Origin of the sequence: Streptomyces sp. NBC_00038, from assembly GCF_026343635.1 — a bacterium.
Classification (GTDB): Bacteria; Actinomycetota; Actinomycetes; order Streptomycetales; family Streptomycetaceae; genus Streptomyces.
Genome location: NZ_JAPELQ010000001.1, coordinates 6,141,694 through 6,168,069 on the forward strand (window position 1 = coordinate 6,141,694; position 26,376 = coordinate 6,168,069).

Here is a 26,376-nt window from a genome sequence, read left to right on the forward strand (position 1 = left end):
CCCACTCTCCTGTGGCCGAAACACCAGGGCAACGTGCGGAAAGTACTCTCCCGGCAACCCGCATCCGGACGAACTGTCGGCCGGGGCGCGCCCCAGACCCGCCGGGAGGCGACGCGAATGCCCGCACTGACCCTCCGCGACATCCTGGCCCTCGATCCCGTCCGCTCCACCGAGCCCGAACTCCTCGCCGGTGAGGGTTCCCTGGACCGCCCCGTCCGCTGGGTGCATTCGAGTGAGGTGTACGAGGGCGCGAACTTCCTGGACGGCGGGGAACTCCTGCTGACCAACGGCTTCGGGCTGACCGACGCCGACGAGGGGACGCGACGGCGGTACGTCCGTGAACTCGCCGCCCGTGGTGCGGCGGGGCTCGCGGTCGAGGTCGGGCGCTCCCTGGCACACATGCCGGAGGAGGTCGCGGACGAGGCCCGTCTGCTGGGTCTCCCGCTGCTCGCCCTGCACCGCGTGGTCCCGTTCGTCCGCATCACGGAGGCGGCGAACCGGGCGATCGTCGCGCGGGGCCTCTCGGGGCGCTCGGCCGCACGCCCCTGGGGCGGCGACCACACGGCCGCCCTGCTCGCCGACCTCGCCGACGGCCAGGCCCTCAACCAGCCCGAAGTGGAGGCACGCGCGGCGCTCGCCGGCTTCCATCCGGGCGCGGGCGCACGCCTGCTCGGCGTCTCGGTGCACGGGGCACGCGACCTGGGCGTGGTCGACCGCGCGGCACGGGCCCTGGGTGGGGTGTCGGTGCTGCGGGCGGCGTTTCCGGGGGATGTGCTGGCGTTGGTGGCTATGTCGGGGGCGGGAGGGGGCGCGGAACGTGTGCTGAGCGCCGGAGCGCGCTCCGGAAGCACGCGCGACCCCGTACGCGCCGTGCAGGACGCCTTCCGCGCCGCGGCCGCCGCCGAACCGGCCCTGACCGTGGCCGTAGGACACGCGGTCGCGGTGGGGAGCGGGTGGCTGCGCTGGAGCGAGACGCTGCGGGCGGCCCGTACGACGCTGGAACTGGCCCTCACCGTGCCGCCCGCCGAACCGCCCACCGCGCAGGGCGGACCGTCGGTGACCTCCTCGCGGGCGCTCGCCCTGGAACGGGAGCTGACCCGCGGCGGCGTGGACGCCAACCGCGACCGGCTCGCCCGGCTGGTCCAGCACACGCTGGGCCCCCTGCTGGCCTGGGAGGCCGCCCACCCCAGCGACCTCGTACGCACCCTGGAGGTCCACCTCCGCCACGGCTGCTCACCCACCCGCACGGCGGCGCTCCTGCACATCGGCCGCCAGTCCCTCTACCAGCGCCTGGAGCGGATCGAGTCCCTGCTCGGCCTGGAGATCGACGACCCCGACCTGCTCGGCGACCTCCTCACGGCCCTGTGCGCCCACCGGATCGTGCGCGGGGTGCCGGCCGTGCGGGGCGGCGGCCTGCGGACGGTGGCCTGAAGGGGTCAGCAGCCCCGGGCCGCCCGCCCGTACTGCCGGGCGAGCGCGTGGAAGGACTCCTTCGGCTCCCAGTGCCAGTCGGACGCGGGGTCGGCGGACCGGTCCTTGACCGGCTTCACGATGCCGTAGCTCGCCATGTCCAGGTCGTGGCGCGGATCGTCGGGAACGTGCGGGGCGTCCGGTGTGACGAAGGTGAACGCCATCGCCGAGTACAGGCCCATCGACTCGAACACCGAGAGCACGTCCGTCAGATACGCGGCCTGGGTGCGCTCGCTCCGCACGAGCCCGAGCCCGTCCTTGATCTCGGGCGGCTCCTTCGTGTAGTCGACGACGTCCCAGCCCATGCCGCCCTGCTCCGGCGCGCCCCTGAAGGTGCAGCAGCCGAACTCCGTGATGGCGACCGGCTTCCCGAAGCGCCGGAACCGGTCGAGGTCGCGGACGTACTCGTTCCGGCTCCGGAAGTACGAGTAGTAGTCGATGCCGACGAGGTCGAAGAGGCCCCAGTCGACGTCGTCGTCCTGGGCTGCGGCGTACGTCAGCCGCCCGCCGAAGACCGACCGGCCGACCCCGGCCGCCTTCGCGGTGAAGCGGCTCAGGCGGCGCGCCATCAGCACCGGATCGAAGTTGCCGCTCATCAGGTTCTCGATCCGCTCCAGGGCATTGTCGCCGGGCACGATGCCGGGAACGAAGAGCCAGAACTCGCAGCCGACGCTGAGGTGCACCCCGGCCCCCTGTCGCCGCAGCCGCTCGGCGAACCGCCCTGTCTCCGCGAGGTGTTCGAGGATCTCCTTCTCCGGTACGTCCCCCAACGTGGGTTCGAGCCAGACGTTCAGCCCCCGCTCCGCCGCCTCACCCGCCGTGGCGGTGAGCCGCTCGACGCCGTAGCCCGTGACCTTGACGGAGTTGGCGTGCAGGTCGCGATCGATGGCCCGCATGTCGGCCCGCATCCGCACCGGGTCCCACGCGGTACCGGGTGTCTCCCCTTCACCGACCTCGTAGACGACACCCCGGTACGTCAGCCCGTGCCCGCCCCCGCTCCTCTGCCCGGCCCCGGTTGCCGAAGCCCGCCCCGCTGCCGGCAACACCGCCGCACCCCCGACCCCCGCGGCCATCCCCAGAAACCGTGCCCGAGTGATCCCCTGCATCGCGTCTCCCCCTGTCCCATGTCGTCGTCCCGACCCAGTCTGGGAAGCGGCGCGGGGTCCCGCCGTCCGCCGATGGTCTGCGTACGGCCGTCGAAGGTATGAAGTCGGGTGCGACTTAAGGTGTGCGGCGTCGCCGAGGTCGATGTTTTGGAAAGCTTCCTCAGCGCGGTTGCCCGTTGGTGAACACTGGCGCGGTGGAACTCTCCATGTCTCTCACGCCTCAACAGGCCGCTTCCGGTGCCGTCGTCACCGTTCCTCTGCCGTCCGGCGCCACCCGTGTCCGTGTCCCGCCCGTACGGGACGGCGACGTCGTACGGATCCGCGTCGGTGAGACGGAGGTGCTGCTGCGCATACGGGTAACGAGCCCGGCGACCCCGTCGCGCGGCCTCCAAGGGCTGGGCGTGCTCGCAGTCGCCGCCGTGCTCGTGTTCCTGGTGGTGCTGGCCAACGGGGGCGACGGCAGCGACAGCGACAACGCCTCCGGCGTGGACACGACCAGCTCCCCGTACGCCGAGGAACCGTATTCGGAGGACCCCTACACAGCAGATCCGTACACCGCAGATCCGTACACCGCAGATCCGTACACCGAGGATCCGTACTCGGACGAGCCGTACAGCGAAGACCCGTACACCGAGGACCCGTACGGCACTGAGAGCGCGGCCCCCGACCCGTACGAATCCGGCACCTGCCTCAACGGAACCCTGCCGGACTCCTCGACCGCGCAGGAGGTCAGCGGCGTCGACGAGGTCTCTTGCTCGGCGTCCGACGCCCACTACAAGGTGATCGAGACGATCCCGCTGACCTCGGAACTGAGCCGCTGCAACGCCAACCCCCGGACGGAGTACGCGTTTTCCTACAGCTACACCCGCAACGGGATACCCCTCTACGAGTACGTGTACTGCCTGGTCGGACTCGGCTCGTACGGGTGACCGAAGTGGAAGTGGGCTAGTCCTGGTCTCCGGCAGGGGCGGACGGCCCCCGTTCCGCGAGGACCGTCTCGCGGAACGACGTCACCACCGGGCGGAGATCGACCCGGTGCCAGGCCGCCCACAGTTGTACCGAGCCTCCGTACCAAGGGAGTTCGCGCACCACGATCCCCTCGGTCGTGCCCCGCATCATGCTCTGCTGGACGAGGGCGAGGCCGAGGCCGGAGGCGACCAGGCCGAGGGCGGTGAGCGGGTCGGCGGCGTCGAGGCGGATGTCGGGCGTGAAGCCGGAGTTCACGCATGACGCGACGAACGTGTCGCGCCAGGCCGGGTCCGGTTCGTCGCCCACCGCGATCCACGGCTGCCCGTCGAGCGCCTCGGGCGTCAACTCCGCCTGCTCCGCGAGGGGATGGTGCGCGGGCAGGGCGAGCAGCAGCGGGTCCCGCAGCAAGGGGGCAGCCTGGAGATCCGCGTCGTCCTCGGGCGGCGGTGTGCGGACCAGCGCGATGTCCAGGCTGCGCTGGCGCAGGCCCTCGAACTGCTCGGTGGACTCCTGGTCGTACAGCGCCACGTGAATGCCGGGGCGTTCCTCGCGCAGGGTGCGAAGGGCGGAGGGCAGGACGCCCGTGTGCATGGCGTCGGCGACGTACCCGATGCACAGGCCGCCCTCCTCGCCGCGGCCGAGTCGCCGGCCGAGGTTCTCCAGCCTGTCCGCGTGGCGCAGCAGGGCGCGGGCCTCGGTCAGGAAGACCCGGCCGTCGGAGGTCAGCCGGATGCGCTGCTGGCTGCGCTCGAAGAGGGTCAGGTCGAGGTTCTTCTCGAGCTGGGCGATCTGCCGGCTGAGGGGGGACTGGGAGATGTGCAGCTGCTCGGCGGCGCGCCCGACGTGTTCGGACTCGGCGACGGCCACGAAGTAGCGGAGTTGTCGCAGGTCAAGCATGTGGGACCTCGGGGGACTCAAGTGAGTCGAAGTAAGTCTTGGACAGTCTCATGCAGGGATCATAGCCTCGAACACGCAAGCCCGGCGGATCTCTCATTCGGTAGCAGATCCGCAGAAATCGATTCGAAGAGGATCTCTCATGACCATCAAGTCCCTCCTGCCCGGTGCGCTCGGATTCGGCACCGCCCCGCTCGGCAACATGTTCCGCGCCATCCCCGACGAGGAGGCGGCGGCCACCGTGGAGGCCGCCTGGGGCCAGGGCATCCGCTACTTCGACACCGCACCCTTCTACGGCGCGGGCCTCTCCGAGATCCGCCTCGGTGACGTACTGGGCCGGCAGCCGCGCGACGAGTACGTCCTCAGCACCAAGGTCGGCCGGGTCGTCCTCGACGAGATCGAGGACCCCGCCGCCCGTGACCTCGGCGAGAAGGGCGGCCTCTTCGAGCACGGCCGCCCGAACAAGATGATCAACGACTACACCGCCGACGCCACCCTGCGCTCCATCGAGGACAGCCTCAAGCGGCTCGGGACCGACCGCCTCGACATCGTGTGGGTGCACGACGTCGCCCAGGACTTCTACGGGGACGAGTGGCTGGCCGCCTACGAGACGGCCCGCACGGGTGCCTTCCGCGTCCTGCAGAAGCTGCGCGAGGAGGGCGTCATCAAGGCCTGGGGCCTGGGCGTCAACCGCGTCGAGCCCCTGGAGCTCACCCTCGACCTGGACGAGCCGAAGCCCGACGCCTTCCTCCTCGCCGGCCGCTACACCCTTCTCGACCACGACCGTGCCCTGCAGCGCCTGCTGCCGGCCGCCTCCGCCCAGGACGTGGACATCGTCGTCGGCGGCCCCTACAGCTCGGGGATCCTCGCCGGCGGTACGCACTTCGAGTACCAGAAGGCGCCCGCCGCCATCGTCGACAAGGTGGCGCGGATCAAGGCGCTCGCCGAGCGGCACGGGGTCGGCATCAAGGCCGCCGCCCTGCAGTTCTCCCTCGCCCACCCGGCGACCGTCGCCGCGATCCCCGGCGCCACCAAGCCCAGCCGCATCGCGGAGGACGTGGCCGCACTCGGCGAGACGATCCCGGCCGAGTTCTGGACGGCCCTGCGCGACCAGAAGCTGATCGCCGACTCCGCACCGGTACCGTCCGTTTGACCGTCAGCCCGTACCGACTGCTCGACCCTCGGCCCGTACCGACTGCTCGACCCTCGGCCGGTGCCGACCGCCTGACCCTCGGCCCGCACCGACCGCCTGACCCTCAGCCCGTAACCCACCCTCCCCAGGAGACCCCCGTGGCCACCACCACCGCGTCCATCGACGTGCCCGCATCCCCCGACCGCACCTGGCAGCTCATCGGCGGCTTCGACTCGCTCCCCGACTGGCTGCCCTACATCCCCACCAGCGAACTCAGCGAGGGCGGCCGCGTCCGCTCCCTCCGGGCCGAGGACGGCGGCGTCATCATCGAGCGCCTCGAAGCCTTCGACAACACGGCACGCACGTACACGTACTCCATCCTCCAGGCCCCCTTCCCCGTAACCGGCTACCTCTCCACCCTCACTGTGCACACCGTCCCCGGACAGGACACGGCCCGCGTCGAGTGGTCCGGCACCTTCACTCCGAACGGTGTGACCGACGAGGAGGCCATCGCCCTCTTCCACGGCATCTACAGCGACGGCCTGGACGCCCTGCACCGGACACTCGCCCCGGAAGCCGCCTGAGGGGCCCTACGCCGCCCGGCGCCGAAGCCCCGCATACAGCCCCGCGCTCACCACGAACCCCACGAGACAGGTGATGTCCCCGAACGCCGGCCACTGCTCCGGTACCCACCCCACGTACTTCTCCTGGTTGGAGAAGAGCGGGACCGATACCGCGATGCCGGTCAACAGGGCGGCCATGCCGGGCCAGTTGGTGTACGAGCGGTCGCCGAGCCGCAGGGTCAGTTCCTCGGCCGGGGTGTGTGAGCGCATCCAGCGCTCGACCAGCACCACGCCCAGCCATGGACCCACCCAGTACGCGATGACCAGCAGGAACGCCTCGTACGCGTGCCCCGCGTCGGCCAGTGACGCCCATGCCGCCGCCGTACCCGCCAGGCCGGACAGGACCACCAGTGCGCTGCGCCCGAGCCAGACCGGCAGCCGTAGGCCCAGCGAGGTGACCGACATGGCGGAGGAGTAGACGTTGATGGCGTTCGCCGAGACCGCGCCCAGGATGATGGCGAGGAGCACCAAGTTGCTGAGCCAGGACGGGAGATGGCCGGTGAAGGCGGCCGTCGGGGTCGCGCCCTCGGGGGCCACGATCGTCGCCGAGGCGGCGCCGATCAGGGAGACGACCGCGATCGACACGAAGAGGCCCACGGCGGGGTAGAGGGCGGTCTTGAAGCGGTTCGCCGTGCGCGGGAGGTAGCGGGAGTAGTCGGAGGCGCCCGGGTTCCAGCCGGCCGTGTAACCCCAGGCCGTGCTGAAGGCGAGCAGGAAGCCGCCGATGCCGCCGCCCGCGCCGGCCCCGCCGAGGTCGGCCTCCTTGAAGGTCCAGGCACCGGCCAGCAGGAAGACGACCGCAAGGACGGGGAACGCGTACTTCTCGAAGGCGTGCACGAAGTTGTGGCCGATGAAGCCGATCACGATCTCGGCCGCCACCACTATCAACAGCGAGGGGAGCGGACGCAGGTCCGTCAGCGTGTTGAGCGCGAAAGCCGCGCTCACACTGTTCACAGCGAACCAGCCGACACCCGCGACCAGCGCGTTCACACCCGACGGCAGCAGATTGCCCCGGTAACCGAAGGCGAAGCGGCCGATCGCCATCTGCGGTACGCCGAACCGGGGCCCGTCGAGCGACAGGATCCCCTGCGTCAGCGAGCCCAGCGCGGTGCCGAGCAGCAGAGCCGCGGCCGCCTGCCAGAAGTTCAGGCCGAAGAAGAGGACGGAGATCACGCCGATGTAGACGGTCGCGAACTCGATGTTCGGGGAGGCCCATGTCCACAGCAACTGGAGCGGGCTGCCGTGCCGTTCGGCGTCGGCGATCGGTTCCGAGCCCGCCGTCTCGACGGCGATGACTTTGTCGCCGTACTCGGGGGCGAGGGCTGGTGCTGAACTGGCGGGAGCGGTCGTCATGCACCGTAAGTGTCCGGGGCCGGGCCGCCGCGGGGCAGAGGCGCATTGTCCGTTTCGGGGGGCATGCGGGCGTACACCTTGTACCGGACGCGGTGCCGTATGGGGCACGGCAAGCCATCGCTCGGGCACGACAGGCCATCGCCATATTGGATCCTGTATGCCATTCTGTGGCGATGGAGATGGCGATGACTTATGGCGACGACGCGACGATCAAGGACATCCTCACAAGCGCCGGAGACATCTGGGCTGTGGTCGGTCTGTCCAGCAACCCCGAACGGGCCGCCTACCGCGTGGCCGAGAAGCTGCAGCGCATCGGCAAGAAGGTGGTGCCCGTGCACCCCAAGGCCGAGACGGTGCACGGCGAGCAGGGCTACGCCTCGCTCGCGGAGATCCCTTTCCCGGTGGACGTGGTGAACGTGTTCGTCAACTCCGCCCTGGCCGGCGACATCGCCGACCAGGCGGTGACGCTCGGCGCCAAAGCGGTCTGGTTCCAACTGGGCGTCGTGGACGTGCCCGCCTACGACAGGACCCGTGAAGCCGGCCTGCGGATGGTGATGGACCGCTCCGCGGGGCGGGAGATCACCCGGCTGGGGCTGGGCTGATCCGACGCGGCACCGGTCCTGCCGACACGTCATCGGTCCTGCCGAAGCGCCATAGGTCCTGCCGATGCCCCCATCGGCAGGACGCCCCACTGGCTCGTGGACCGGCCATGACCCCCGCTCGTACGTTCGGCCCATGACCTCGAAAAGCACATCCAAAAGCACCCCCGAGAACAAGGGCACCGCCCAACTCACCGCCGCGATGGTGCTCTCCGGAACGCTGGGCATCTTCGTCGTCGAGTCCGGCGCCTCCCCCTTCAACGTCGTCTTCTTCCGCGTCCTCTTCGGCGCCCTGGCGCTGGGCGCGTACGTCGTCGCCCGCGGCTGGTTCCGCGGTCACGGCTTCACCCCGCGAAAGTTCGGACTCGCCGTACTCGGCGGGGTGTTCATCGTCTTCAACTGGGTCCTGCTCTTCCAGTCGTACGAGAACACGTCGATCTCGGTCGCGACGGTCGTCTACCACACCCAGCCGTTCTACGTGGTCCTGCTGGGCGCCCTCCTCTTCCGCGAGCGCCTCACCGCGGCGAAGGCGGGCTGGATCGTCGTCGCCTTCGCCGGCCTGATCCTGGTCTCGGGAATCCGCCCGGCCGACTTCACCGGCGGTGACACCACCTACCTCCTCGGCATCGGCCAGGCACTCCTCGCCGCCCTGCTCTACGGCCTCTCCACCCTCGTGACCAAGCGCATCACCGGCGTACGCCCCCACCTCATCGCCCTCGTCCAAGTCCTCGTGGGCATCCCGCTGTTGCTCCCCTTCGCCGACTTCGGCGCGATGCGTGGGACCGGCGCCGGATGGGGCTGGCTGGTCGGACTCGGACTCATCCACACGGGCCTGATGTACGTCCTCATGTACTCCGCGTACGCCAAACTGCCGACCGCGAAGATCGCCGTACTCGCCTTCACCTACCCGGCGGTCGCGATGGTCGCCGACTGGGCGGTGTACGGCCACCACATCGGCCTCGTCCAGGCGCTGGGCGTCCCGCTGATCGTTGCGGCCAGCCTGAAGGTCACGCTCGCGAAGGCCATGCCCGCGAAGGCCATGCCCGCGAAGCCCGCGCAGGTCACGCTCCCGACGACTGCTCCCGCACCAGCCGCCGCGCCTGCTCCACGAACAGCCGCACATGCGCCGGAAGCCGCTTCCCGGCCCGCCACGCCAGCTGCGTCCGAAGTGTGAACGGCACCTCCCACGGCAGCCGCAGCAGACTGCCGTCCGCCAGCTCGGCGGCGACCGTCACCTCGGGCAGCAGCGCGATCCCGAGGCCGGCCGCCGCGGCACGCTTGGTCGCCTCGATCGTGCCGAACTCCGTGAAGGCGACCTGCGCAAGGGAGTTGAGCTCCAGCTCGAACAAGTCCCGGTAGGCGCAGCCCGGTTCGGTGGCGAGCAGGGACTCCCGTACGAGATCCGCGGTGGCCACGGGCGTGTTGGCCAGCCGATGCCCAGGCGCCGCGACGAGCGCCAGCGGCTCGACCGCGAGCACCGCCGTTTCGAGGCCCGCGTGCTCGGTCTCCCGCTCCATCAGGAAGCCCACGTCGTACGTGCCCTGCCGCAGCGCCTGCCGGGTCTCGTCGCCGATGGTCGTGCGGAGCGAGAGCCGGACGCCCGGGTAGCGGTGGTGGAACAGTTCAAGGAGCGGCAGCAGCCGGTACGCGGTCAGCGACTCCATCGTGCCGACGGTGAGCGCGCCGCTGGGCTCCCCGGCGCCGACGACCGCCGCCCGCGCCTCCTCGGCCAGCTCGATGATCTGCCGGGCGTACGGGAGGAGCCGTTCACCCGCCTCGGTCAGCCGGATCCTGCTGCCCAGCCGGTCGAAGAGCTCGGCCCCGAGTGAGGACTCCAGGGCGCGGATCTGACTGGTCACGCTGGACTGCGCGTACTTCAGCTCGGCGGCGGCCTGCGTGAAACTCAGCATGGTCGCGACCTTCTCGAAGGTGACGAGCAGCCGCAGTTCCATGTCGGCCACAGCGGCTGTCAGGCCTCGTCGTCGCGCTCGCGCCGCTTCAGTTCCTCCTCGCGGCGCTGGAGGTCCGCCTCCCACTTCTTGAGGAGCGCCTCGTCGTCCGGCTTGCCATCGGCCTTGCCGTCGTCCTTGAGGGACTTGAGGAACTCGGGGTTGTCGTCGGGCGCGACGAATCCGGTGCGCTGGTCGCGCCGCCACGCCGAGGGCGCGGAGCCGTCTCCCGGCGTGTTGCGCGGCCTGCCCGCCACCAGCCAGGCGACCGGCCCGACCAGCACCTCGCCGAAGAGCAGGATGATGATCACCCACACCACCTTCGGCAGGCCCCGGACTTCCTTCTCCGGGGTGTTCAGGCAGTCGATGAAGGCGTAGATCCACAGCGCCAGGACCAGCAGGAAGGGCAGATACCTGAGCATGGGCGGACGATCCCCCAGTGAGTGGTGGCGGGGCGGCGAAGGGCCCCGGTGACGGGCACAGGTTAGCGGGTGGCCGATACTTGGAGACATGGCTTATGACGATCTTCGCTCCCTGTTGCGGGCCCTGGAGCGCGAGGGTGACCTCAAGCGCATCAAGGCCGAGGTGGACCCGTATCTGGAAGTCGGGGAGATCGTCGACCGGGTGCAGAAGGCCCAGGGGCCCGCGCTGCTCTTCGAGAACGTGCGCGGGTCGGCGATGCCGCTCGCGATGAACGTGTTCGGGACCGACCGGAGACTGCTGAAGGCCCTGGGGCTGAAGTCGTACGGCGACATCTCCGAGAAGATCGGCGGGCTGCTCAAGCCCGAGCTGCCGCACGGCTTCGTCGGGGTCCGCGAGGCCTTCGGGAAGCTCGGCGCGATGACCCACGTACCGCCGAAGAAGGTCAAGGAAGCGCCGGTCCAGGAGGTCGTGCTCCGGGGTGAGGACGTGGACCTGGACCAGCTTCCGGCGCTGTTCACCTGGCCGCAGGACGGCGGGTCCTTCTTCAACCTGGGCCTCACCCACACCAAGGACCCCGAGTCCGGCATCCGCAACCTCGGGCTCTACCGCCTCCAGCGCCACGACAAGCGCACCATCGGCATGCACTGGCAGATCCACAAGGACAGCCGGAACCACTACCAGGTGGCGGCCCGCAAGGGTGAGCGGCTGCCGGTCGCCATCGCCTTCGGGTGCCCGCCCGCCGTGACGTACGCCTCGACCGCCCCGCTGCCCGGTGACATCGACGAGTACCTCTTCGCCGGGTTCATCCAGGGCAAGCGCATCGAGATGGTCGACTGCAAGACGGTGCCGCTGCAGGTGCCCGCGAACGCCGAGGTCGTACTCGAAGGGTGGCTGGAGCCGGGCGAGATGCTCCCGGAGGGGCCGTTCGGCGACCACACCGGGTTCTACACGCCGCAGGAGCCGTTCCCGGCGCTGACCATCGACTGCGTGACGATGCGGAAGCGGCCGCTGATCCAGTCGATCGTCGTAGGCCGCCCTCCGACGGAGGACGGACCCCTGGGCCGGGCGACGGAGCGGTTCTTCCTCCCCCTCCTCAAGATCATCGTGCCGGACATCGTGGACTACCACCTGCCCGAAGCAGGGGGTTTCCATAACTGCGCGATCGTCGCGATCGACAAGAAATACCCCAAGCACGCCCAGAAGGTGATGCACGCTGTGTGGGGGGCACACATGATGTCCCTCACCAAGCTGATCGTGGTGGTCGACTCCGACTGCGACGTCCACGATCTGCACGAGGTCGCGTGGCGGGCCCTCGGCAACACGGACTACGCCCGCGACCTCACCGTCGTGGAAGGTCCGGTCGACCACCTCGACCACGCCTCGTACCAGCAGTTCTGGGGAGGCAAGGCCGGCATCGACGCGACGAGGAAGTGGCCCGAGGAGGGCTACACCCGGGACGGGGGCTGGCCCGAGATGGTGCTTTCCGACCCGGAGACGGCGGCGAAGGTCGACCGCCGCTGGAAGGAGTACGGCCTGTGAGGACTGCGAACGGTGTGAGGGAGTACGACCGGTGAGTTCAGCTTCCGCGGCACTCCCGCAGCCGGGCCGCACCAAGGCGTTCCTGCGCCTGGTCATGATCGAGCACTCGGTGTTCGCGCTGCCCTTCGCCTACATCGCCGCGCTGACCGCGATGTTCCAGCTGGACGAGAACATCCACTGGGGACGGCTGCTGCTCGTCACCGTCGCGATGGTCGGGCTGCGTACGTTCGCCATGGCCGCGAACCGGATCATCGACCGCGAGATCGACGCCCGCAATCCCCGTACGGCCCATCGCGAACTGGTCACCGGCGCGATGACCGTGAAGCACGCCTGGACCGGGGCGCTGGTCGCGCTCGTCTTCTTCCTCGGCGCCGCTGCCCTGCTCAACCCGCTGTGCCTGGCCCTCGCGCCCATCGCGGTCATCCCGATGGTCGTGTACCCGTACGGCAAGCGGTTCACGAACTTCCCGCAGGCCATCCTGGGTCTCGCCCAGGCGATGGGCCCGATCGGCGGCTGGCTGGCGATCACCGGCGAGTGGTCCTGGGACGCGGTCGTCCTCGGGCTCGCGGTCGGCATCTGGATCGGCGGCTTCGACCTGATCTACGCCTGCCAGGACGTGGAGACGGACCGCGAGGTCGGCGTGATGTCGGTGCCGGCGCGCTTCGGGATCCCCGCGGCCGTGTGGGGTGCGCGTGCCTGCCACACCGTCACCACGGCGCTGTTCGTCTGGTACGCCCTCGCCACCGACGCCGGAACGTTCTTCTGGGTCGGCCTGGTGATCGTCGCGGGCGCCTTCCTCTACGAGCACTCCATCGTCAAACCGCACGACCTGTCGCGCCTGAACCGCGCGTTCTTCAGCGTCAACGGGTTCATCGGCATCGCGCTGTTCGCCTGCGCCCTGCTCGATCTGCTGGTGCGCGGGCTCACCGTATAAGCGCGGGCGCGGTGGTGGCCCGGCGGCGGAACAGGAACGCCGCCGCCACCCCCGATATCAGGCCGATCAGATGGCCCTGCCAGCTGACGCCCGACTGTGTCGGGGCGAGGCCCATGAGGATCGAGCTGCCCCAGACCGCGCCGACCAGCAGGCCGACGAGGACGCCCAGCGGGCGGCGCTCGATGAAGCCGCCGACCAGAAGGAAGCCGAACAGGCCGAAGATCAGGCCCGAGGCGCCCGCGGTGTTGCTGTTCGCCGGGGCTATGAGCCACACGCCCAGACCGTCCGCGACGATGATCATCGCGCAGACCGCGGCGAACCGGCGCAGCCCGCCGAGGGCCGCGAGGAAGCCGAGGACCAGCAGCGGCACGCTGTTGGCGGCGACATGGGCGAAGCCGAAATGGATGAAGGCGGCGGGCACGATGTCGACGAGCTCGGAGGCCTGGCGCGGCACGATGCCGAGGCCGTCGAGCGCGTGGCCGCTGACCGCGTCGGCCACTTCGAGCAGCCACAGCAGGGCCACCCAGCCCACCATCAACTTGGCGGCGGCCCCCGCCCGGTCGCCCCGCGTCCACGCGAGCCCCGCACCCGGCCTGGTGCCCGACCCTGTACCCGACATGGCAACCCCCACGGTCAACTCGTCCCCTCCGGGAAACGCTCCGACCCCCTTGGCCGGTTCCCACCCCGCGACGCCGGATAGGCTCGGCACCATGAACCCAGGACAGACGCAGCGCCGGCCTTGGATCGTGGGGGTGTCGGGCGCGTCCGGTACCCCGTACGCCGCTGCCGTCCTGCGTGCGCTTCTGGATGCGGGGGAGAGCGTGGACCTCGTGGTCTCCCGCGCCTCCCGGCTCACCCTGCTCGACGAGACGGGCATCTCCTTCCGGGACGCGCACTGGCAGAGCGACCTGCGCGAGTGGCTGGCGCGGGGCGCCGACGGGAAGCCGGGCACCTTTGACGTGCGCATCGACGCCGTACGTCACTGGAGTGCCGGGGATCTGGCGGCCGGGCCGTCCTCCGGCTCGTACCCCGTGAAGGGCATGCTCATCGTGCCCGCCTCCACCGCCTGCGTGGCCGGGGTCGCCCTCGGCCTCTCGAAGGACCTGCTCCAGCGCGCCGCGAGCGTCACCCTCAAGGAGGGCCGCAAGCTGGTCGTCGCCGTCCGCGAGACCCCGCTGAACGGGCAGACGCTGAGGCACCTGGTCTCTCTGGACGACGCGGGCGCGACCGTACTGCCCGCCTCGCCTGCGTTCTACGCGGGGGCCACGCACATCCAGGACCTGGTGGACTTCGTGGCCGGGCGGATCCTCGACGCGGCGGGCGTCGAGCACGGCCTGTACCGGCGGTGGGAGGGCGAGCTCGGCGGGGGTTCGCGCACCACGTGAGCACCGGGCAGTAGCTATGTGAGCACCGAGCAGTACCCGATTTCGGGCATTCATCACTTTCAGGAACTCTTCAGCGGAAGGCTATCGATCGCATGGACGCGGTGGACAGGCAGCTCATCCAGGCCCTGAGAGAGAACGGCCGGGCTTCCTACGCGGAACTGGGGCGCCTCGTCGGTCTGTCGGGACCCAGTGTCACCGACCGCATCAACAGGCTGGAGGCGGCCGGTGTCATCACCGGATACCGCGCCACGGTCGACTCGGCCTCACTCGGTCTCGGCGTGATCGCCCTGATCGGCATCTCGCTCTCCGACGCCGCCGACCACGAGGACGTGGCGCACCGGCTGCGGGACCTCAGCGAGATCGAGGACTGCTGGTTCATCGCCGGCGACGACTCGTTCATGCTCAAGGTGCGGGCGAGCGACGTGGACGGCCTGGAGAAGACCATCCGGCGGCTGTCCGGAACGAAGGGCGTCTCCAGGACCCGTACGACCATCGTGCTCTCCACGAAGTGGGAGAACCGGGTGGGAGAGCTGCCCGAAGAGGAGTAAAGGGCGGGGCGTACGGTTGTCAGGGTTCGTCACTAAGAGAGGCAGAAGCATGGATGTCGGGCTCAAGCGCGAGCTGGAGGACAAGGTCCGGGCCGGTGAGCGGCTGACCCGCGAGGACGGCATCGCGCTGTACGAGTCGGACGACCTGGCCTGGCTGGGCGGGCTCGCCCACGAGGTGCGGACGCGGAAGAACGGCGACGTCGTCCACTTCAACGTCAACCGCCACCTCAACATGACGAACGTGTGCACCGCGTCCTGCGCGTACTGCTCGTTCCAGCGCAAGCCGGGCGAGAAGGACGCGTACACGATGCGCATCGAGGAGGCCGTCCGCCTCGCCAAGACGATGGAGGGCGAGAACCTCACCGAGCTGCACATCGTCAACGGCCTGCACCCGAACCTGCCGTGGCGCTACTACCCGCGCTCGCTCAGCGAACTGAAGAAGGCCCTCCCGAACGTCTCCCTGAAGGCCTTCACGGCGACGGAGATCCACCACTTCGAGACGATCAGCGGTCTGTCGGCGTCCGAGATCCTGGACGAGCTGATCGACGCGGGTCTGGAGTCGCTGACCGGCGGCGGCGCGGAGATCTTCGACTGGGAGATCCGGCAGCACATCGTCGACCACCGCACCCACTGGGAGGACTGGTCGCGCATCCACCGCCTCGCGCACGAGAAGGGTCTCAAGACCCCGTGCACGATGCTGTACGGCCACATCGAGGAGCCCCGCCACCGCGTGGACCACGTGCTGCGGCTGCGTGAACTCCAGGACGAGACCGGCGGCTTCCAGGTCTTCATCCCGCTGCGCTACCAGCACGACTTCGTGGACGTGAAGGACGGCAAGGTCCGCAACCGCCTCCAGGCGCGTACGCAGATGGCGACGGGCGCCGAGGCCCTGAAGACCTTCGCGGTCTCCCGTCTCCTCTTCGACAACGTCCCGCACGTCAAGGTCTTCTGGGTCATGCACGGCGTCCAGACCGCCCAGCTCGCCCTCCAGCACGGTGCCGACGACATGGACGGCTCGGTCGTCGAGTACAAGATCACGCACGACGCCGACAACTACGGCACCCCGAACAAGCTGACCCGCGAGGACCTCCTCGACCTGATCCGCGACGCCGGCTTCCGCCCGGTCGAGCGGAACACGCGGTACGAGATCATCCGCGAGTACGACGGTCCGGACCCGGCGCGCCGTGAGTCCCCCCAGCCGATGCGGGTCTGAGCGGGCGCGCACGATGGCACTGACCTTCCAACTGGACCCGCCCATAGGTCCGGAGCTCCGTGACGGAGTGATCGGCCTGTGGGTGGACGTCTCGAACACGGGCGGCTCCGTCGGCTTCGTACCGCCGGTCGACGCCGAGGACGTCCGGCCCGAGTGGCTCAAGCACCTCACGGCGATCTCGGACGGCCGCACCCGGCTGCTCGTGGGCTACGACGACGACGGCACCGTCGCCGCCACCGCGTTCCTCAGCTTCAACACGCACCGGCTGATGAAGCACTGGGTGTGGCTGTACACGGTGATGGTGCATCCCCGGCACCAGGGCAAGGGGTACGGGCGCGAGCTCCTTGCCGCCGCCGAGGAGGCGGGCGCCGGCTTCGAGGGGATCGAGGCGATACGGCTCACCTGCCGGGGCGGGGAGGGCCTTGAGCGGTTCTACGCCTCCTGCGGATACAAGGAGGTCGGCCGCGTGCCCGGCGCGATCCGTGTCGCTCCCGGTGAGGACCGTGACGACATCACGATGCTGCTGCCGCTCGCCTGCCGTGGCTGAGGCCCCCCTGCAAGATCGACGCCCCGTCGTGCTTCACTGGACGGTGCCCTTTGGGATGTTCCAAACGGATTCGGATCGGAAGAGTGGATTGACATGGGCCGCTACACGCTGATGCGTCTGGGGATCTTCGCGGGCTGCCTCCTGGCCGTCTGGGGCCTTGTCTCCCTCGGTCTCGCCCCGCGCGGCTTCGGCGACTCCAACTACATGTGGATCGTCCTGCTCTCCCTGGTGATCTCCGCCCCGATCAGCTTCGTCGTCCTGCGCAAGGAGCGCGACCGCGCCTCCGCCCAGGTCGTCGCCCGCGTCGACCGCATCAAGACCAACCTGGACCAGAACCGCACTCAGGAGGACAGCGCCGACGACGCGGCCCGCGGGGGCGCGCAGGGCCAGGCTTCGTAGTTCCGGCGGCTTGCTTCGGCGCCGGGTGGCGTTTCTTCAGCGCCGGCCAGGGGAAGGTCTTTCAGCCCGTCCGGCGTTTGAGGACGAGGCCGTTCAGGCCGATAGGGGGGTCTGGGGGCGCAGCCCCCAGGAACAACGGCACCCTTTCCAGGGGCGCCCCCATACCCGCCCAGCCGCCGGCAGGCAAACCGTACGCTTGCGCCCATGGGTGCTGTGAAGAACAAACGGATGCCGCGCGCCGTACGGGAACAGCAGATGCTGGACGCCGCCGTGCGGACCTTCGGGCAGTTGGGGTACCGGGCCGCGTCGATGGACGAGATCGCCGAACTGGCGGGCGTGTCCAAGCCGTTGGTGTATCTGTACCTGAACTCGAAGGAAGACCTCTTCACCGCCTGCATCCGCCGCGAGGCCTCGGCGCTCACCGGCGCCGTCATGGCGGGCGTACAGCCGGACCTGCCCGCCGACCGCCAACTCTGGGACGGACTGCGGGCGTTCTTCACGCATACCGCGCAGAACCCCGACGGCTGGTCCGTGCTGCACCTCCAGGCGCGTACGCACGGCGAACCGTTCGCCGCCGAGGCCGGCGCGATGCGCGAGGAACTCGTCGCGTTCGTCACGCGGTTGATCGTCGTCGCGGCGCGTGAGGCACACCACGACCCGTCGCTGCCCGAGACGGAGGTCGCCGGGCTCGCCGAGGCTCTGGTCGGCGCGGCCGAGTCGCTCGCGGCCTGGGCCAACGCCACATCGGGCGTCTCGGCGAAGCAGGCGGCGGCGACCCTGATGAACTTCGCCTGGGCGGGCCTCGGCAACCTCATGGAGGGCCGCCCCTGGTCACCGACCGCCGAGGACGCTCAGTCCAGGTAGCCCCAGGTCCGCGCGATCGGCCGCAGCCCCTCCGGGATCTCGCCCGGGTCCGGCAGCGGACGTCCCGCCTGGACGCTGCCGCTCTTGATCTTGTCCGTCCAGTCGCCGATGCCCTTGGTGAACTCGCCGTGGTCGTGGCGCCCGTACTCCGTCATCGTCGGCTCCCAGCGGATCCCGAGACGTGCGCAGAGGGCGCGGGTGGCCGATTCGGGGTCGGCGGTCAGATCCTCGTAGCGGATGGTGTGGCCGGGAAGGTGCTGCCTCGCCTGCTCCAGGGTCCGCATGTACTCGCGGGTGTGGCGCACCGCCTCCTCCATCGGCCGCGTCTCGGGGGCGCCCTCGTGCCAGGAGCGGGCGATCGAGTACGGATGCCGGATCAGGAACACGAAGCGCGCGTCCGGCCAGCAGGTGGCGAGCCGGTTCCAGACGAACACGTTGCTCGGTGTCTTCTCGACGAGGAACTCCTTGCCGCTGAGCGCGAGTTCGCGGTGCAGCAGCCGGTCCCAGAGGATGTGCTCGACGTCGGCGAGATTGTGGCCCGCGGTCTGCATCGCCTGGTTCGCGGGCTCGGTGGTGAAGCGGACCGTGATGCGGCGGAAGTGCGTCTCGTGCGGGGAGTGCAGCTGCGAGTGGCTGTTCAGCAGGACGCGCAGGAGAGTCGAGCCCGAGCGAGGCGCTGAGAGCACGAACACCGGTGCGCGCAGCAGCCGGTCGGTCTCGGGGCGGGCGGGCGGCCGGGCGCTCGCGGCGACCTGGCCTGCCGGAGGTCTGACGAGCGTGGCCTCGGTGGTGCGGGGGAGGGGCCTGCGCGCACGGGTGACGCGCAGGCCGGTACAGCTCTCGAAGGCGGACTTCGCCGTCCGCTTCAGGTCGTTGTTCCAGGTCACCTGTGCGCTACCTCTTCCAGGTCATTTGCGGATCACTTCTTCCAGGAAGGCTGCCGCCCGCTCGGACGCGTCCGGTTCGAGCCAGTCGGAGACGTCGCCGCAGACGGTGATCTCCACGCCCGTACCGGCGAGCACGAGGGGCAGGGTGTGCAGAACCGTGGAAGGCAGGCAGACCAGGGTCTCGGCGACCTGGCCCTTCAACAGTTCGAGTTCCAGGGGGAGTTCGGGCCGTACGACTTCCAGTTCGGCGTACTCCGCGATGAACCGCAGCTTGTCCGGGTCCTCGCGGCGGTGCGCGAAGTAGCGTTCCGCGTTCACCTCGTCGGCGAGAGAGACGATCTCCCGCACATACCGCTCGGGGTCGACCAGGCCGGTCTCGGCGAGCGAGGTGCCGATCACGTCGACGCCGGGACGGACCTGCGGCGGCCCGTACCGCTGCCGCGCCCAGCTGTAGGTGTTGACCGAGGCGATACCGCCGGGCGGCAGCCTGAGGCCGGCCGTCAGGCAGGAGAAGACCTCAAGCCGCCGCCCGTGTCCCGGGGTTATCCGGCGGGAGGCGCGGGCGGCCGCCGCCGGTGCGGAGCCCGTACGGTGCCAGCGGACCAACGGGCGCCCCGCGAGCAGCTCGCGGGAGAGCTCCAGGGTCGCCGTGCCGTCGTCCACCAGCACCAGGTCCCGTGTCCTGGCCAGCGGCAGCAGCCACTGGATCAACCCCGAGAACGGGTCGCCGATCACCAGACGCCCCGCACCGGCCAGCTTCGGCACGAGCGCCGACAGGGCGCGCGGAAAGCCGGCCGGAACCCTGCGGATGTCGTGCAGACCGACCCGTATGCCCTCCGCGCGGGCCAACTCCGCCATCACGCCCAGCTGGTGGCGCGTGGTCGCGTCGCGGGGCAGCAGGACCGCCACCTCGCACCGGGCGGGATCCGGCGCGCCGTCGCGCTCGCCCAGCGCCCACTCAAGGAGGTTGAGAAGCTGGGCGGGGCTCTCGACGAGTGCGAGGGTGCGGGTCATGGTCTTCCCCCGGGGTTGTGGATCATTGGGGTGCCGGTGTTCTGCCGGAGGCGGCGCGGGTCATGTCTGCGTCAGCGCCTGAGCGTTGCGGGTCATGTCAGCCCCAGCGCCTGAGTGCGCCGCGGGTCATGACTGCCCCCAGCGCCGGAGTGCGGGTGCGACCCGCTGATAGCCCATGCGGTAGAGCCGCTTGGCGCCACGGCGCGTGACACCCCGGACGGCCGATTTCAGGGAGCCGTCGCCCGCTCCCGACGACACGGGCAGCGGCCTGCCCTTCTCGTCGAACCCGTTGCGCTCCAGCACACCGCCCAGGTAGGCGCCGGCCCGCTGGGGCGAGTAGTACGGCCGCAGCTGTGGCAGCGGCCCCGAGGCGCGCAGCGCGGCGATGCGGGCGCGGGTCGCGGCGTACGGGTCGCTCTTGCCGATGCCCTGCTCGGCCGTCCACGCCGGGTCCGGTCGCGGTCGTGCACCGGCGTCGAGCTCGTCCCAGGAGGTGAGGCAGCCGGATTCCACGAAGTAGTGATTGCCGTGCGCCTCGCGGACACCGAAGTCGGTGAGGATCCCGGTGGGGATGTTCCGGTGCATCGACTCCAGCGCGGCCGTGGAGCTGACCGTCACCAACAGGTCCGTACGGTCGAGGACTTCACCCATGTTCCCGTACACGAGCTGGAGGTTGGAGGGGGCCGGCTCGGCCAGCTTCCCGATGAGTTCTTGGTACGGGTTCGCCTCGACGTGGGTCGTGTGCTCGCCCGGCAGGCTGCGCAGCTTCATCAGGACGAGGCGTTCGGGGTGCCGCCGGGCGTGTGCGGCCGCGCGCTCCAGAAGCGAGAGCCGTTCGTCCCTGCTCTTGGGCACCGACGGCTGCACGGCGAAGGTGAGCGTGAAGGGCCGGTCGCCGGAGGGCGTGTACGGGTCACCGCCGAGGAACGGCAGCGCGCACTCGACGACAGAGTCCGGGTCGACGCCCACGTTTGCGAAGACATCGCGGAACCGGTCCCTGTCGTAGGCGCTGTTGGCGAGGACGACATCGGCGCCGGCGCGGGTGAGCAGGCCGTCGACCATCTTCTCGTAGACCACTCCGACATAGCCGGTGACGGTGACGGGCCGCGAGACGCGCGCCTCCCACGCCAGACCGAGGCTGTGCACGAGCGCGAGTGCGGTACCGCCGACGATCGCCAGGACCACGATGTCGGCGCTCGCGAACTCCTCGTCGTCGACCAACTCGGCCGCCGTGACCTCGCGTTGCCTGTCCGGCACGATGCCGACCTCGGCGAGCTGGCGTTCGGTCGGGGTGGCCCGGGTGCGCAGGAAGTACGCGTCGAGTGCGTGGTCCGGAGCGATCTGCCGCGCGACGGAGGCGCCCCACTTCCAGCGGGTGTCCGAATCGGCGAGTACGGCGATACGTCTGGGGGTGGGGGGCATGGCTCGGGAGCCTTCCTGGCGCGGTTCCAGCAGGTGGACCGAGGCTAGGAAGGGTGTCTGAGCGTGGAATGAGCGGAGTCTTGAAAGAACCTTGGGGAAGCTAGGGGTTTACTGTGAACGATTTCTTAACTTTGTTGGCCCACCTGCGAGTTCACCCCCTGCGGGCTGGGGTGCGCGGGGCCGGTGAGCCGGGTTTGCCGCCGATTGTTAGCCCGTTGTTCACATGGGGGCGGGCTGGACCTCGCCTGTGAGATGGAGCCGCTGCATCGCGCCCCGCAGTTCGAAGCGGTTGCCCTCGGCCGCGTAGGTCACCGTTCCCGGGAGGAGCACGGGTGCCTTGAACTCCGCCCGTACGGTGAGGGGTTTGCCGTCGACCGGGTGCTCGGCGAGGCAGCGCGCGACGGTCCACATGCCATGGGCGATGGGCCGGGCGAAGCCGAACAGGCGGGCCGTGAGCGGATACAGGTGGATGGGGTTGCGGTCCCTGGACACGGCGCCGTACCGCCGCCCGACGTCTCCGGCGAACCGCCACTCCGCGACGGCGGGCAGCGGCGTGCGCTCCGTGACGTCGTCCCGGGGCCCGGGAGCGCCGGCCGTCGCATGCCGCGCCAGATACGTGTTCCTCGACTCCCACACGAGGGTGCCCGCGACCCGAGCCTCGGTCACCACGGTCGCCTCGGTCCCACGCCTGTGGGGCACCACGCCCTCCACCTGCACGCCGAGTTCGTACTCCTCGTTGGCGGGCAGCCCCCGCCACTGCGTCATCCGAGTCGACGTATGCACAAGCCCGAGCACAGGCAGCGGAAACGCACGGCTCGCCATGACCCGCAAGGTCATCGGAAACGCCAGCACATGCGGATACGTGACGGGCATGGCCTCCGCCCCGGTGGCGAACCCGCACACCCGCTCATAGGCGGCGAGGCGGACGAGGTCGACACGAACGCGCTTCTGCACAGGAACTCCGGGGAGGGGGTTTCAGCCCGTCCTGCGGTGCTTGAGGACGGGCCCTTCGGTTTCAGCCCGTCCGGCGTTTGAGGACGAGCCCTTCGGGCGAACGGGGGTCTGGGGGCGGAGCCCCCAGGAACGGGACGGGCAGGGGCGGAGGGGGCGAAAGAAATCGAGCCCGGCACAGACGGACGTCAACTTACGCAGAAGTAAGGTTACCCGGGGTAAGGCCAAGTTAAGGCCAAGACCGGCGACAACGAACCGGCACCGGTCCAGACGCCGGACACACCCCCGAAGTACCCCCGGTAACCCGCACGCCGCCCGCCCTCCAGCCCCACAAACCCCACACTCCGGCGCCGTACGATCCCCACCTCAGCCGGTTTACACGATCCCCACCTCGGCGGGACTACGCTCCCGCCACCGCACCCCCACACCTGAACTCCCCACCCCCCAGGCCCGTATGAGGATTCGCGCCCTCACCCCGCCCCGGCCCCCCGGCCGACAAGGAGCCACCCCGTGTCCAGCCAGTACTCCTCCGAACCTCCACACATGGAGCCCGAGATCAAGCGGCTGGACGGGGTCGTGCGCGAGGTGGCCCTGCCACCGCTGGTCGCCCCGATGACGCACGGCTCCCTCGCGGACATCCCGTTCGACAACGAGGCCGCGGCCCCGCACGAGGCGGCCCTCAGCCGCAAGGGCCCGGACGGCGAGTGGACGGACGTGTCCGCGGCCGAATTCGCGGCCCAGGTACAGGCGGTGGCGAAAGGCCTGATCGCGGAGGGACTCGTCCCCGGTGACCGCATAGCCATCATGGCGCGGACGACGTACGAGTGGACGCTCCTGGACTTCGCCGCCTGGGCGGCGGGCCTGGTCACCGTCCCCGTCTACCCCACCTCGTCCCCCTTCCAGGTCCGCTGGATCCTCCAGGACTCGGGAGCCGTCGCCCTCGCCACCGAGACCGTCGCGCAGGCCGCCGCACTCGGCCCGGAACGCGACCGGATCCCCGACCTGCGGCACATGTGGGTCTTCGAGAAGGGCCACGTGGACCGGCTGGCCGAGCTGGGCCAGAACATTCCGGACTCGGAAGTGGCCGTACGGCGTGGGGTGTTGGGCCCCGACACACTCGCCACCCTCATCTACACCTCGGGTACGACGGGCCGCCCCAAGGGCTGCGCGATCACCCACGGCAACTTCTTCGCCGAGATCGACAACGCGATCGAACTGCTCTACCCGATCTTCAGGGCCCGCACCCAGGACGCGCCCTCCATGCTTCTCTTCCTGCCCCTCTCGCACGTCTTCGGCCGGATGGTCGCGGTCGCCTGCCTGCGCGCCCGCGTGAAACTGGGCCACAGCCCGAGCCTCCAGACCCAGGACCTGCTGGCCGACCTGGGCTCTTTCAAGCCGACCTTCCTCCTGGCCATCCCGTACGTCCTGGAGAAGGTCTTCAACACGGGCCGCGCGACCGCCGAGCGGATGCGCCGCGGCTCGTCCTTCGACCGCGCGGCGCGCATCGCACAGCGGTACGGCGAGGCAGTGGAGGCCCGCCAGCACGGCACAGGCCCGGGACCGGGCCCCGGCCTGCGCGCCGCCCGCGCGCTCTACGACCCCCTGGTCTACCGCCGTATCCGCAACGCCCTCGGCGGCAGGGTCCGTTACGCGATCTGCGGCGGCTCCCCGCTCGGCCGCCGCCTCGCAGCGTTCTACGCGGGCGCGGGCATCGACGTCTACGAGGGGTACGGCCTGACGGAGTCGACAGCTGCCGCCACGGTCACGCCTCCGAACAAACCCCGTCTGGGGACGGTCGGTTGGCCCCTCCCGGGCACCCGGGTGCGGATAGCCGCCGACGGGGAGATCCTGCTGAGCGGCGCGCAGGTCTTCCGCGGCTACTGGGACCCGCACGCGGGCGGAGTCGTCGACGCGTCCCCGGACGGCTGGTTCGCGACCGGCGACATCGGCGAACTCGACGACGGCGGTTACCTGTCGATCACCGGCCGCAAGAAGGAAATCCTGATCACCGCGGGCGGCAAGAACGTCGCCCCGGCCCCCATGGAGGACTGGCTCCGGGCCCACCCCCTCATCGCCCAGGTCATGATCCTCGGCGACCGCCGCCCCTTCGTCACCGCCCTCATCACTCTCGACCCCGACGGCATCACCCACTGGCGCCAGATGAACGGCAAGCACCCGGTCCCCGCCGAACTCCTCGTCGACGACCCGGAGTTGCTCGCGATCCTCCAACGCGCCATCGACGAGTCCAACAAACTCGTCTCCCGCCCCGAATCCATCCGCCGCTTCACCGTCCTCCCGGGCGCCTTTACCGAGTACGCGGGCCACCTGACCCCCACCATGAAGCTGAAGCGCGACGAGATCGCCCGCGACTTCAACCGGGAGATCGAGGGCTTGTACGCGGACTACGAGCAGCACTAGGCGGCCCCGACATGCCCTAGCCCACCCCGACCGCCCGCAGCACCGCCGTAACCCCGGCCGCCCCCAACACCACCACCACGAACGGCGCCCGCCGCCAGGCCAGCACCCCACCGACCAGTACCCCGAGCGGCCGGGCCCACCCCGCGAACCCCTGCGCCTCGGTGAGCGCCCCGGTGGCGAGCAGGGCGACGAGCAGGACCACCGCGCCGGCGGACAGCAACTCCCGCACCCGTACCGGGATTTCGACCCGCCCGTGCAGCACGGGCCCCACCAGCCGGAAGGCGTACGTCCCCACCGCGAGCGCAAGGATGGCGACGACCAGCGGGGAGGTCATGCCGCCCTCCCTACGACGAGCAGCCCGGCCAGTGCCAGCAGCACCGGCACGCCCGCGGGTACCACCGGCGTGACCGCCAGCGCCACGACTGCCCCGGCGAGCGCGGCCCGCCGTACGCCCGCGTCCTTTCGCAGTGCGGGCAGCACCAGCGCCAACAGCACCGCGGGAAAGGCGGCGTCCAGGCCGAACGCGCCCGTGTCCCCGATCGCACCGCCTGCCAGCGCGCCCCCCAGCACGCACAGGTTCCAGGCCGCGTACAGACCGAGTCCGGAGAACCAGAAGGCGGCCCGGCGACGGGCGGGGGTGGGCTGGGCGAGTGCGAACGCCACCGTCTCGTCGGTGACGAGGTGTGCCCCGAGCAGCCGTACCGGCCAGGGGCCCCGGCCGAGTACGTCCGCGACGGCGAGGCTGAAGGCCGCCGTCCGGGTGTTGAGCAGCAGCCCCGTCGCTGCCGCGGCGAACGGGCCGCCGCCGGCCAGCAGAATCCCCACCGCGCTGAACTGGGCGGAGCCCGCGTACACGACCAGCGACATCACCACCGGCACCCAGACGGGCAGCCCGCCCGCGACGGAGATCGCGCCGAACGAGATGCCGACGACTCCGCTGGCGAGACAGACCAGGGCCACGTCACGCAGAAGGCCGGAGTCGAGTGTCCCGGATGTTCGGAGTGGCGAACGCATGTTTCCTACAATGAACAGTGACCCCGCTGTTCGTCAAGCAGAACGATCGTACCGACGGAGCGAACAACCTATGACCGACGACGGCCCCCCGTCCCGCCTCCCCCTCGACTGGATCGCCGCCTCCCTGCGGCGCGAGCGCACCCGCGCCGGACTCTCCCTCTCCGAGCTGGCCAAGCGCGCCGGCATCGCGAAGTCCACGCTCTCCCAGCTGGAGGCGGCGAGCGGCAATCCGAGCGTGGAGACGTTGTGGGCGCTGGGGGTGGCGCTCGGCGTACCGTTCAGCGCGCTGGTGGAGCCGCCGGCCCCGGCCGTCCAGGTGATCCGCGCGGGCGAGGGGCCGACCGTCCACTCCGAGCGGGCGGCGTACGCGGCCACTCTGCTGTCGGCGAGCCCGCCGGGAGCGCGGCGCGACATCTACCACGTGCGGGTGGAGCCGGGCTCCGCCCGTGACTCCGACCCGCACATCCCGGGGACGCTGGAGCATCTGATCGTCAGCACCGGGCGTCTGGTGGCGGGCCCGCGGGGCGAGACGGTGGAGCTCGGACCCGGCGACTATCTCTCGTACCGCGGAGACGTGCCGCACGCGTACGAGGCACTGGTGCCGGGGACTACGTTCGTACTGGTCATGCAGCACATCTAGGCACTCGTACGGGCACGCGTTCAGGCACTCGTACGGGCAAAGGCAGGAGCCCCACGCCGGGCTGGCGCGGGGCTCCTTGGGTA

The 26,376-nt window shown here is 70.3% G+C and carries 28 protein-coding genes; 16 read left to right on the plus strand and 12 right to left on the minus strand.

Features of this window, described 5'->3' with window-relative positions:
- Window positions 1–117: 117 nt before the first annotated feature.
- A complete protein-coding gene (locus OG219_RS27810; protein WP_266830923.1) occupies window positions 118–1,431 on the plus strand; it encodes a PucR family transcriptional regulator in 1,314 nt (437 codons plus the stop codon).
- 5 nt (window positions 1,432–1,436) lie between these two features.
- Here OG219_RS27810 and OG219_RS27815 read toward each other — a convergent pair whose 3' ends face one another.
- A complete protein-coding gene (locus tag OG219_RS27815) occupies window positions 1,437–2,576 on the minus strand; it encodes an abortive phage infection protein (RefSeq protein ID WP_266830925.1) in 1,140 nt (379 codons plus the stop codon).
- Window positions 2,577–2,782: 206 nt separating this feature from the next.
- Here OG219_RS27815 and OG219_RS27820 point away from each other — a divergent pair, with 206 nt between their 5' ends.
- Entirely contained in the window at window positions 2,783–3,505 is a 723-nt protein-coding gene (locus tag OG219_RS27820; protein WP_266830927.1) for a hypothetical protein, read from the plus strand.
- Between the two features lie 16 nt (window positions 3,506–3,521).
- Here OG219_RS27820 and OG219_RS27825 read toward each other — a convergent pair whose 3' ends face one another.
- A complete protein-coding gene (locus OG219_RS27825) occupies window positions 3,522–4,442 on the minus strand; it encodes a LysR substrate-binding domain-containing protein (protein WP_266830929.1) in 921 nt (306 codons plus the stop codon).
- A gap of 139 nt (window positions 4,443–4,581) precedes the next feature.
- Between OG219_RS27825 and OG219_RS27830 the strand changes: the two genes are divergently transcribed.
- Window positions 4,582–5,592, plus strand: a complete 1,011-nt coding sequence (locus OG219_RS27830; protein ID WP_266830931.1) for an aldo/keto reductase — start codon at window positions 4,582–4,584, stop codon at window positions 5,590–5,592.
- A 137-nt stretch (window positions 5,593–5,729) separates the two neighbouring features.
- Window positions 5,730–6,155 carry an SRPBCC family protein gene (locus OG219_RS27835; protein WP_266830933.1) on the plus strand — a complete coding sequence of 142 codons (426 nt, stop codon included), beginning with the start codon at window positions 5,730–5,732 and terminating at the stop codon, window positions 6,153–6,155.
- A gap of 6 nt (window positions 6,156–6,161) precedes the next feature.
- Here the strand turns inward: OG219_RS27835 and OG219_RS27840 are convergent, their stop codons facing one another.
- On the minus strand, window positions 6,162–7,547 hold the full coding sequence (locus tag OG219_RS27840; RefSeq protein ID WP_266830935.1) for a cytosine permease: 1,386 nt from the start codon (window positions 7,545–7,547) through the stop codon (window positions 6,162–6,164).
- A gap of 185 nt (window positions 7,548–7,732) precedes the next feature.
- Between OG219_RS27840 and OG219_RS27845 the strand changes: the two genes are divergently transcribed.
- Complete coding sequence (locus OG219_RS27845) at window positions 7,733–8,149, plus strand: CoA-binding protein (RefSeq protein ID WP_266830937.1); 417 nt, start codon at window positions 7,733–7,735, stop codon at window positions 8,147–8,149.
- 133 nt (window positions 8,150–8,282) lie between these two features.
- On the plus strand, window positions 8,283–9,320 hold the full coding sequence (locus OG219_RS27850) for a DMT family transporter (RefSeq protein WP_266830939.1): 1,038 nt from the start codon (window positions 8,283–8,285) through the stop codon (window positions 9,318–9,320).
- Here the strand turns inward: OG219_RS27850 and OG219_RS27855 are convergent.
- On the minus strand, window positions 9,208–10,098 hold the full coding sequence (locus OG219_RS27855) for a LysR family transcriptional regulator (RefSeq protein ID WP_266836255.1): 891 nt from the start codon (window positions 10,096–10,098) through the stop codon (window positions 9,208–9,210). The two genes, OG219_RS27850 and OG219_RS27855, sit on opposite strands and share 113 nt — an antisense overlap.
- Window positions 10,099–10,115: 17 nt before the next feature.
- Complete coding sequence (locus OG219_RS27860) at window positions 10,116–10,517, minus strand: PLD nuclease N-terminal domain-containing protein (RefSeq protein ID WP_266830941.1); 402 nt, start codon at window positions 10,515–10,517, stop codon at window positions 10,116–10,118.
- An 88-nt stretch (window positions 10,518–10,605) separates the two neighbouring features.
- On the opposite strand from OG219_RS27860, the gene OG219_RS27865 reads away from it, so the two are divergent.
- Window positions 10,606–12,057, plus strand: a complete 1,452-nt coding sequence (locus OG219_RS27865; RefSeq protein WP_266830943.1) for a menaquinone biosynthesis decarboxylase — start codon at window positions 10,606–10,608, stop codon at window positions 12,055–12,057.
- Window positions 12,058–12,088: 31 nt separating this feature from the next.
- Window positions 12,089–12,991: a menaquinone biosynthesis prenyltransferase MqnP gene (mqnP, locus tag OG219_RS27870; protein WP_266830945.1), complete on the plus strand. Its 903-nt coding sequence runs from the start codon at window positions 12,089–12,091 to the stop codon at window positions 12,989–12,991.
- On the opposite strand, the gene OG219_RS27875 is transcribed toward mqnP, so the two are convergent.
- Window positions 12,981–13,610 carry a rhomboid family intramembrane serine protease gene (locus OG219_RS27875; RefSeq protein ID WP_266830947.1) on the minus strand — a complete coding sequence of 210 codons (630 nt, stop codon included), beginning with the start codon at window positions 13,608–13,610 and terminating at the stop codon, window positions 12,981–12,983. The genes mqnP and OG219_RS27875 overlap by 11 nt on opposite strands.
- Before the next feature lie 91 nt (window positions 13,611–13,701).
- Here OG219_RS27875 and OG219_RS27880 point away from each other — a divergent pair, with 91 nt between their 5' ends.
- The 6 genes from OG219_RS27880 to OG219_RS27905 all read left to right on the plus strand — a co-directional run bounded on the left by OG219_RS27880 (window position 13,702) and on the right by OG219_RS27905 (window position 17,947).
- Window positions 13,702–14,376 (plus strand): UbiX family flavin prenyltransferase, encoded by a 675-nt coding sequence (locus OG219_RS27880; RefSeq protein ID WP_266830949.1) that lies wholly within the window; start codon window positions 13,702–13,704, stop codon window positions 14,374–14,376.
- A gap of 92 nt (window positions 14,377–14,468) precedes the next feature.
- Window positions 14,469–14,924 carry an Lrp/AsnC family transcriptional regulator gene (locus OG219_RS27885; protein ID WP_266830951.1) on the plus strand — a complete coding sequence of 152 codons (456 nt, stop codon included), beginning with the start codon at window positions 14,469–14,471 and terminating at the stop codon, window positions 14,922–14,924.
- A gap of 49 nt (window positions 14,925–14,973) precedes the next feature.
- Window positions 14,974–16,137 carry an aminofutalosine synthase MqnE gene (gene mqnE / locus OG219_RS27890; protein WP_266830953.1) on the plus strand — a complete coding sequence of 388 codons (1,164 nt, stop codon included), beginning with the start codon at window positions 14,974–14,976 and terminating at the stop codon, window positions 16,135–16,137.
- Between the two features lie 13 nt (window positions 16,138–16,150).
- Window positions 16,151–16,684 (plus strand): GNAT family N-acetyltransferase, encoded by a 534-nt coding sequence (locus OG219_RS27895; protein ID WP_266830955.1) that lies wholly within the window; start codon window positions 16,151–16,153, stop codon window positions 16,682–16,684.
- Window positions 16,685–16,777: 93 nt separating this feature from the next.
- Complete coding sequence (locus tag OG219_RS27900; RefSeq protein WP_266830957.1) at window positions 16,778–17,083, plus strand: DUF4229 domain-containing protein; 306 nt, start codon at window positions 16,778–16,780, stop codon at window positions 17,081–17,083.
- A gap of 204 nt (window positions 17,084–17,287) precedes the next feature.
- Entirely contained in the window at window positions 17,288–17,947 is a 660-nt protein-coding gene (locus OG219_RS27905; RefSeq protein ID WP_266830959.1) for a TetR/AcrR family transcriptional regulator, read from the plus strand.
- On the opposite strand, the gene OG219_RS27910 is transcribed toward OG219_RS27905, so the two are convergent.
- The 4 genes from OG219_RS27910 to OG219_RS27925 form a co-directional block, all read right to left on the minus strand.
- A complete protein-coding gene (locus OG219_RS27910) occupies window positions 17,935–18,834 on the minus strand; it encodes a sulfotransferase (protein WP_266830961.1) in 900 nt (299 codons plus the stop codon). The genes OG219_RS27905 and OG219_RS27910 overlap by 13 nt on opposite strands.
- Before the next feature lie 21 nt (window positions 18,835–18,855).
- Window positions 18,856–19,848, minus strand: coding sequence for a hypothetical protein (locus OG219_RS27915; RefSeq protein WP_266830963.1), 993 nt, complete (start codon window positions 19,846–19,848; stop codon window positions 18,856–18,858).
- 126 nt (window positions 19,849–19,974) lie between these two features.
- Window positions 19,975–21,270 carry a DUF6716 putative glycosyltransferase gene (locus tag OG219_RS27920; RefSeq protein WP_266830965.1) on the minus strand — a complete coding sequence of 432 codons (1,296 nt, stop codon included), beginning with the start codon at window positions 21,268–21,270 and terminating at the stop codon, window positions 19,975–19,977.
- 219 nt (window positions 21,271–21,489) lie between these two features.
- Window positions 21,490–22,224: a MaoC/PaaZ C-terminal domain-containing protein gene (locus tag OG219_RS27925; RefSeq protein WP_266830967.1), complete on the minus strand. Its 735-nt coding sequence runs from the start codon at window positions 22,222–22,224 to the stop codon at window positions 21,490–21,492.
- A gap of 540 nt (window positions 22,225–22,764) precedes the next feature.
- On the opposite strand from OG219_RS27925, the gene OG219_RS27930 reads away from it, so the two are divergent.
- Window positions 22,765–24,639 carry a long-chain fatty acid--CoA ligase gene (locus OG219_RS27930; protein ID WP_266836256.1) on the plus strand — a complete coding sequence of 625 codons (1,875 nt, stop codon included), beginning with the start codon at window positions 22,765–22,767 and terminating at the stop codon, window positions 24,637–24,639.
- A 16-nt stretch (window positions 24,640–24,655) separates the two neighbouring features.
- Here the strand turns inward: OG219_RS27930 and OG219_RS27935 are convergent, their stop codons facing one another.
- Complete coding sequence (locus OG219_RS27935; RefSeq protein WP_266830969.1) at window positions 24,656–24,973, minus strand: AzlD domain-containing protein; 318 nt, start codon at window positions 24,971–24,973, stop codon at window positions 24,656–24,658.
- On the minus strand, window positions 24,970–25,653 hold the full coding sequence (locus tag OG219_RS27940; protein WP_266830971.1) for an AzlC family ABC transporter permease: 684 nt from the start codon (window positions 25,651–25,653) through the stop codon (window positions 24,970–24,972). Before OG219_RS27940 ends, OG219_RS27935 begins: the two co-directional genes overlap by 4 nt.
- 70 nt (window positions 25,654–25,723) lie before the next feature.
- Here OG219_RS27940 and OG219_RS27945 point away from each other — a divergent pair, with 70 nt between their 5' ends.
- Window positions 25,724–26,293, plus strand: coding sequence for a helix-turn-helix domain-containing protein (locus tag OG219_RS27945; protein WP_266830973.1), 570 nt, complete (start codon window positions 25,724–25,726; stop codon window positions 26,291–26,293).
- The last annotated feature ends 83 nt before the right edge of the window (window positions 26,294–26,376 follow it).

Bases quoted from the DNA above. Each gene is read 5' to 3' on its own strand.
- OG219_RS27895 (WP_266830955.1), top strand. From the start codon at position 16,151: ATGGCACTGACCTTCCAACTGGACCCGCCCATAGGTCCGGAGCTCCGT.
- OG219_RS27875 (WP_266830947.1), bottom strand. From the start codon at position 13,610: ATGTCGGGTACAGGGTCGGGCACCAGGCCGGGTGCGGGGCTCGCGTGG.
- OG219_RS27855 (WP_266836255.1), bottom strand. From the start codon at position 10,098: ATGGAACTGCGGCTGCTCGTCACCTTCGAGAAGGTCGCGACCATGCTG.
- OG219_RS27820 (WP_266830927.1), top strand. From the start codon at position 2,783: ATGTCTCTCACGCCTCAACAGGCCGCTTCCGGTGCCGTCGTCACCGTT.
- OG219_RS27815 (WP_266830925.1), bottom strand. From the start codon at position 2,576: ATGCAGGGGATCACTCGGGCACGGTTTCTGGGGATGGCCGCGGGGGTC.
- OG219_RS27850 (WP_266830939.1), top strand. From the start codon at position 8,283: ATGACCTCGAAAAGCACATCCAAAAGCACCCCCGAGAACAAGGGCACC.
- OG219_RS27880 (WP_266830949.1), top strand. From the start codon at position 13,702: ATGAACCCAGGACAGACGCAGCGCCGGCCTTGGATCGTGGGGGTGTCG.
- OG219_RS27940 (WP_266830971.1), bottom strand. From the start codon at position 25,653: ATGCGTTCGCCACTCCGAACATCCGGGACACTCGACTCCGGCCTTCTG.
- OG219_RS27860 (WP_266830941.1), bottom strand. From the start codon at position 10,517: ATGCTCAGGTATCTGCCCTTCCTGCTGGTCCTGGCGCTGTGGATCTAC.
- OG219_RS27920 (WP_266830965.1), bottom strand. From the start codon at position 21,270: ATGCCCCCCACCCCCAGACGTATCGCCGTACTCGCCGATTCGGACACC.
- OG219_RS27935 (WP_266830969.1), bottom strand. From the start codon at position 24,973: ATGACCTCCCCGCTGGTCGTCGCCATCCTTGCGCTCGCGGTGGGGACG.
- OG219_RS27840 (WP_266830935.1), bottom strand. From the start codon at position 7,547: ATGACGACCGCTCCCGCCAGTTCAGCACCAGCCCTCGCCCCCGAGTAC.
- OG219_RS27865 (WP_266830943.1), top strand. From the start codon at position 10,606: ATGGCTTATGACGATCTTCGCTCCCTGTTGCGGGCCCTGGAGCGCGAG.
- OG219_RS27905 (WP_266830959.1), top strand. From the start codon at position 17,288: ATGGGTGCTGTGAAGAACAAACGGATGCCGCGCGCCGTACGGGAACAG.
- OG219_RS27900 (WP_266830957.1), top strand. From the start codon at position 16,778: ATGGGCCGCTACACGCTGATGCGTCTGGGGATCTTCGCGGGCTGCCTC.
- OG219_RS27945 (WP_266830973.1), top strand. From the start codon at position 25,724: ATGACCGACGACGGCCCCCCGTCCCGCCTCCCCCTCGACTGGATCGCC.
- OG219_RS27825 (WP_266830929.1), bottom strand. From the start codon at position 4,442: ATGCTTGACCTGCGACAACTCCGCTACTTCGTGGCCGTCGCCGAGTCC.
- OG219_RS27830 (WP_266830931.1), top strand. From the start codon at position 4,582: ATGACCATCAAGTCCCTCCTGCCCGGTGCGCTCGGATTCGGCACCGCC.
- mqnE (WP_266830953.1), top strand. From the start codon at position 14,974: ATGGATGTCGGGCTCAAGCGCGAGCTGGAGGACAAGGTCCGGGCCGGT.
- OG219_RS27885 (WP_266830951.1), top strand. From the start codon at position 14,469: ATGGACGCGGTGGACAGGCAGCTCATCCAGGCCCTGAGAGAGAACGGC.
- OG219_RS27915 (WP_266830963.1), bottom strand. From the start codon at position 19,848: ATGACCCGCACCCTCGCACTCGTCGAGAGCCCCGCCCAGCTTCTCAAC.
- OG219_RS27930 (WP_266836256.1), top strand. From the start codon at position 22,765: ATGGAGCCCGAGATCAAGCGGCTGGACGGGGTCGTGCGCGAGGTGGCC.
- OG219_RS27845 (WP_266830937.1), top strand. From the start codon at position 7,733: ATGACTTATGGCGACGACGCGACGATCAAGGACATCCTCACAAGCGCC.
- OG219_RS27810 (WP_266830923.1), top strand. From the start codon at position 118: ATGCCCGCACTGACCCTCCGCGACATCCTGGCCCTCGATCCCGTCCGC.